Source organism: Sphingobium sp. (assembly GCF_048594625.1).
Classification (GTDB): domain Bacteria; phylum Pseudomonadota; class Alphaproteobacteria; order Sphingomonadales; family Sphingomonadaceae; genus Sphingobium.
The window spans coordinates 1-4645 of the sequence record NZ_JBMDWL010000094.1 but is presented as its reverse complement, the minus strand read 5'-3'; the positions used below and the strand labels follow the sequence as shown (position 1 = coordinate 4645).

Here is a 4645-nt window from a genome sequence, read left to right as displayed (position 1 = left end):
CGTCTGGAAACGATCAAGGTGTCCGAACCGGCGAAGCGTTCGGCCGGCGTCAAGGTCGCCGATGTCGATGAACTGGTGGCAAAGCTCAAGGCGATGGGAGTGGCAGCATGACGAAGACTCTTGTTTGGGTTGAACATGAAGGCGGCGCGGTCAAGGACGCGACGCTTTCGGCCGTCACCGCCGCTGCGAAGCTGGGCGAAGTGCATCTGCTGGTCGCTGGGCAGGGGGTGGACGGCGTGGCCGCCGCCGCTGCCAAAATCGACGGCGTGGGCAAGGTGCATGTCGCCGACGATGCGGCCTTTGCCCATGCGCTGGCCGAAAATGTCGCGCCGCTGGTCGTCCAACTGATGGTCAGCCACGACGCCTTCGTCGCGCCCGCCACCAGCAACGGCAAGAATATCGCGCCGCGTGTCGCCGCCCTGCTGGACGTCATGCAGATCAGCGACATCCTGTCGGTGGAAAGCGAAGACACTTTCACGCGTCCCATCTACGCCGGTAACGCCATCGCGACCGTCCGGTCGAAGGATGCGAAGAAGGTCATCACCGTACGCGGCACCGCCTTTGCCAAGGCCGGGACCGAAAGCGGCAATGGCGTGGTCGAGGCTGTGGCTTCGACGGGTGACAAGGCGATCTCCTCCTTCATGGGCGCTGAAATCGCCAGGCTGGAACGGCCCGAACTCACATCGGCCAAGGTCATCGTGTCGGGCGGCCGCGCGCTCAAGGACGGCGAGACGTTCGAAGCCACCATCTTCCCGCTGGCCGACAGGCTGGGCGCGGCGGTGGGCGCGTCGCGCGCCGCAGTCGATGCGGGTTATGTCCCCAACGACTATCAGGTCGGCCAGACCGGCAAGATCGTCGCCCCCGAAGTCTATATCGCCGTCGGCATCAGCGGCGCGATCCAGCATCTGGCGGGGATGAAGGACAGCAAGACCATCATCGCCATCAACAAGGACGAGGATGCGCCGATATTCCAGGTCGCCGACATCGGCCTGGTCGGCGATCTGTTCAAGATCGTGCCGGAACTGACGGAAAAGCTGTAATCCCGTCCGTAAAAGTAGGAAAGGGCGTCGGGAGTGATCCCGGCGCCCTTTTTGGATGTCGTCAACGGACGGTGGTTATTCGCAGTTGATGTCGTTCTTGTCGATCGCCCGGCCCGCCAGTGCACCGCCTGCGCCGCCCAGGATGGTGCCGAGCGTTTTCGAGCCACCCGGCGCGATGACGTTGCCCAGCACGCCGCCCGCTATGGCGCCGACGATGGTGCCGGTGGTGCCGTCATCCCGCTTGCAATAATAGCGGCCGTCGCGGTCGCGGTAGATCTGGTCATTGTCGCGGATCGGGCGGCGGTGGTGGCGGGGTGGGCCGCGCCGGTCGCCGGGGCGGTCATAGCCATAGCCGCCGCCATAATTGTCCGTCCCGCATGCGCCCAGCGGCAACATCGCCAATATCGCGGCGGCAAGGATGGGTTTGCGCATCGTCAGTCTCCCGTAAAAAATCATGCGATGCGCCCTTAACCCATGGGGCTGGATGATGGTTTCCCCGCGCAAGCCCATGACCCTCAACAAAAAAGGCCGCCCGTCGCTGCCATGAGAGGGGGAGTGCGGCAGCGAGCGGGCGGCGACCGGCGACGAGAGCGGGGGGACAGTGTCGCCGGAGGGGGAAGTCGGAAATAGAGCGCGTCAGTGGCGCAGCGGCGGCGATCCGGCCGGAGTCGCGGTGACCAGCGGCGCGGTCGGGGCGGTGGCCGCCGAAGCGGGCGCTTCGCTGTCCGCGCGCTGATCGGCCAGGTTCGCCTTGGCTTCATTATAGCGGGCGACAAGGTCGTCCTTGAACTCCGTCAGCTTGCCGTCGTCATAGAGTTTCTTGCCGACATAACCAGCGATGGCGCCGAAAATCAGGGTGCGGATCATGACTGTCTCCTATGGGGTGTTTGATGGAATAACCGGCCACTCGCAAAGCGGTTCCGACATCGATTGGCTGTGCGACGGTTTCCGCCAGTCTTGCGACGGACGGTGAAAAACGCGCTATTGCAGTGATCCGAGCGGCGGGTCAGCCCATGGTTTGCGTCAGGTCGGGGCGGTCTCCGCCATGGCTTCATCATCGGCAAAGCCGAAGAAGATGTCGCGGGCGCGCGCGGCGGCCTCTTCATAGGGGCGGCGTTCGGCCTCCATCTGGGCGGCGAGCGCATCCTCCTCCTGCGGGGTCAGGTCGCGCTCATAATCGTCAATGTCATAGCTGTCATGGCTGGCATCGCCTTCGAAGCCGGGCGGCGGCGGATAATCGGTGCGCCAGCCGTCGCTGTCATGATCCCACCAGATGCCGCGCAGCTTTGCCGCGGCCTGATCGGGCGGCAGGTCGGCCAATATCGTCAACGGTTCGCGGGGAAGTTCACACCGTTCATTGCCGGTCAGGAACAGCGGTTTGTCGCCGACATAGTTTTTGGGATGGATCGCCATGCGGGCGGCGACGAACAGCGCCGCCGACGCGCCGGGGGACAGGGCGATGGCGGTCGCTTCCTCCACCGGCGGAGGCGTATCGGGGCGGGCGCCGTCGAGCATTTCCGCATCCTCCATCAGCCGGGCGGACGGTTCCGCGCCGGTGGGCGGCAGGCCAAGGTCGTCCAGTTCATCCTGCGCCCGGTCGGCCGGGCAGATGAGGTCGAGATAGGCGACGAAATCCTGCGCCACGACGCGGGCGAGCGCGGCATCGGTGCCGTCGACCGGGGCATCCGCCATGCGATCCAGCCGGGCCAGCATCGACATGGCCAGACGATTGTCATGGCGATGGCGGGTGACTTCGTTGCTGTCGGGATCCTTGCGGATCGTTTCTTCCTGCCCCATGATCGCGCGCGCCAGCAATGTGTCGGCAAGCCGCGCGCGGGCGATCAGGATTGCGGCGTCCCAGCCCAGGCGAAAGGCCGCGCCGTCACGACGGATGCGCAGCGTATAGGCCGAACGCGGCGTGATGCGTACCGCTTCGCAGGCGAGGCGGATGACGCCGGTGGCGGCGAGCACTTCCAGAAAGCGGCGCTGACGCGCAGGCGACCAGCCATCCGCGCGTGTCTGTTCCGACGGCGTGGCGAAAGTGTGCGGAAGGGGCGGGAATTGCACGGTCATGGCAAGGCTCCTGCTTGAAAAGAGTGAGGCTTGCCGGGAGTGTGGCGGATGACCGGGGGTGTAGGACAGCAATTTGGGGAGGGGGCGTCAGGGATATTGTTGACGGGTATGCTTTATGGCGAGGATTTCGATGGCATCGATGCCGACCCGATAGACGAGGATGTAATTGGGCGTGACTATCGCTTCACGCGTGCCGGGCACGCGGCCGGGGCGATGCATATAGGGGTGGTTGGGCAAACTATCCCCAACATGTCGGATAGCGGTGCCGATCCTGTCAGCTGCCGGTGGATTCTGCGTCTCTATGAAATCCACAATGGATTCCAGATCGTCCAGCGCCTCGTCGTGCCAGACGAGCGGAAGCATCAGGCATTCTTGCGCCGATCGATAATCGCCTGCATTCGGGCCATAGCCTCATCATGCGGGATGCCGGGGGCGTCCGACTTCATACGTGCTTCGACTGTTGTGCGAAACCAGACGTCATAGGCTTCCGCTTCTTCGGTCGTCGCGAATTCGGACTCGATGGGGGAAAGCCTGGGCATGAGCGCAAACTATCAGGGATGCAGCATCGTGACAATTCGGATCGGCGCCCGGCCCCGGCGGATGCTTTCCGCATGGACATGGTTGCCGGACGTCGATCCGCTTCGCGTCACTCCGCCGCCACGGCCTCCAGCCCCAAGAGCGACGCCAGATAGCGGCCGGTAAAGCTGCGCGGTTCCTTCACCACCTTTTCCGGGGTGCCTTCGGCGACCACTTCGCCGCCCTTGACGCCGCCTTCCGGCCCCATGTCGATGATCCAGTCCGCCGTCTTGATGACGTCCAGATTATGTTCGATCACGACCACGCTGTTGCCCTGATCCACCAGCGCGTGGAGGACTTCCAGCAGTTTGCGGACATCCTCGAAATGGAGGCCGGTGGTGGGTTCGTCGAGGATGTAGAGCGTATTGCCGGTGGCGCGGCGGGACAGTTCCTTGGCCAGTTTGACGCGCTGGGCCTCACCGCCCGACAGGGTCGTCGCCTGCTGACCGACCTTGATATAGCCAAGGCCCACTTCGGCGAGCATCGCCATCTTGTCGCGGATCGGCGGCACGGCCTTGAAGAATTCCACCGCATCCTCGACCGTCATGTCGAGCACGTCGGCGATGGACTTGCCCTTGAACTTCACCTCCAGCGTTTCGCGGTTGTAACGCGCGCCGTGGCACACATCGCAGGTGACGTACACATCGGGGAGGAAGTGCATCTCGATCTTGAGCACGCCATCGCCCTGACAGGCTTCGCAGCGGCCGCCCTTGACGTTAAAGCTGAAACGGCCGGGCTTGTAGCCGCGGGCCTGCGCTTCGGGGAGGCCGGCGAACCAGTCGCGTATGTTGGTGAAGGCGCCGGTATAGGTGGCCGGGTTGGAGCGCGGGGTGCGGCCGATCGGCGACTGGTCGATGTCGATCACCTTGTCGCAATGGTCGAGGCCCGTCACCTTGTCATGCGGGCCAGCCACGATGCGCGCGCCGTTGAGGGCGCGTGCCGATGCCGCATAAAGA

At 64.4% G+C, this 4645-nt stretch carries 7 protein-coding genes and 1 pseudogene; 2 read left to right on the top strand and 6 right to left on the bottom strand.

The features are described 5' to 3' along the window. Positions 1-111 (top strand): annotated as a pseudogene (locus tag ACOJSJ_RS12085) (electron transfer flavoprotein subunit beta/FixA family protein); the annotation flags it as partial. After that, positions 108-1040, top strand: a complete 933-nt coding sequence (locus ACOJSJ_RS12080) for an electron transfer flavoprotein subunit alpha/FixB family protein (protein ID WP_420145233.1) — start codon at positions 108-110, stop codon at positions 1038-1040. The pseudogene ACOJSJ_RS12085 and the gene ACOJSJ_RS12080, both read left to right, overlap by 4 nt. Positions 1041-1115: 75 nt before the next feature. Here the strand turns inward: ACOJSJ_RS12080 and ACOJSJ_RS12075 are convergent, their stop codons facing one another. From ACOJSJ_RS12075 to ACOJSJ_RS12050, 6 genes are all read right to left on the bottom strand, one after another. Further along, positions 1116-1472, bottom strand: a complete 357-nt coding sequence (locus tag ACOJSJ_RS12075) for a glycine zipper 2TM domain-containing protein (protein ID WP_420145232.1) — start codon at positions 1470-1472, stop codon at positions 1116-1118. Between the two features lie 204 nt (positions 1473-1676). Then, positions 1677-1907, bottom strand: a complete 231-nt coding sequence (locus ACOJSJ_RS12070) for a hypothetical protein (protein ID WP_420145231.1) — start codon at positions 1905-1907, stop codon at positions 1677-1679. Between the two features lie 156 nt (positions 1908-2063). Further along, on the bottom strand, positions 2064-3113 hold the full coding sequence (locus ACOJSJ_RS12065; protein WP_420145230.1) for a hypothetical protein: 1050 nt from the start codon (positions 3111-3113) through the stop codon (positions 2064-2066). Between the two features lie 87 nt (positions 3114-3200). Beyond that, entirely contained in the window at positions 3201-3476 is a 276-nt protein-coding gene (locus tag ACOJSJ_RS12060; protein WP_420145229.1) for a type II toxin-antitoxin system RelE/ParE family toxin, read from the bottom strand. After that, positions 3476-3652, bottom strand: a complete 177-nt coding sequence (locus ACOJSJ_RS12055; protein ID WP_420145228.1) for a stability determinant — start codon at positions 3650-3652, stop codon at positions 3476-3478. Before ACOJSJ_RS12055 ends, ACOJSJ_RS12060 begins: the two co-directional genes overlap by 1 nt. Before the next feature lie 107 nt (positions 3653-3759). Continuing rightward, a partial coding sequence (locus ACOJSJ_RS12050) for an ATP-binding cassette domain-containing protein (RefSeq protein ID WP_420145227.1) occupies positions 3760-4645 on the bottom strand: 886 nt, incomplete at its 5' end.

What these genes read in the sequence shown, in the direction of transcription:
- ACOJSJ_RS12080 (WP_420145233.1), top strand. Translation starts at nt 108, where the DNA reads ATGACGAAGACTCTTGTTTGGGTTGAACATGAAGGCGGCGCGGTCAAG.
- ACOJSJ_RS12075 (WP_420145232.1), bottom strand. Translation starts at nt 1,472, where the DNA reads ATGCGCAAACCCATCCTTGCCGCCGCGATATTGGCGATGTTGCCGCTG.
- ACOJSJ_RS12070 (WP_420145231.1), bottom strand. Translation starts at nt 1,907, where the DNA reads ATGATCCGCACCCTGATTTTCGGCGCCATCGCTGGTTATGTCGGCAAG.
- ACOJSJ_RS12065 (WP_420145230.1), bottom strand. Translation starts at nt 3,113, where the DNA reads ATGACCGTGCAATTCCCGCCCCTTCCGCACACTTTCGCCACGCCGTCG.
- ACOJSJ_RS12060 (WP_420145229.1), bottom strand. Translation starts at nt 3,476, where the DNA reads ATGCTTCCGCTCGTCTGGCACGACGAGGCGCTGGACGATCTGGAATCC.
- ACOJSJ_RS12055 (WP_420145228.1), bottom strand. Translation starts at nt 3,652, where the DNA reads ATGCCCAGGCTTTCCCCCATCGAGTCCGAATTCGCGACGACCGAAGAA.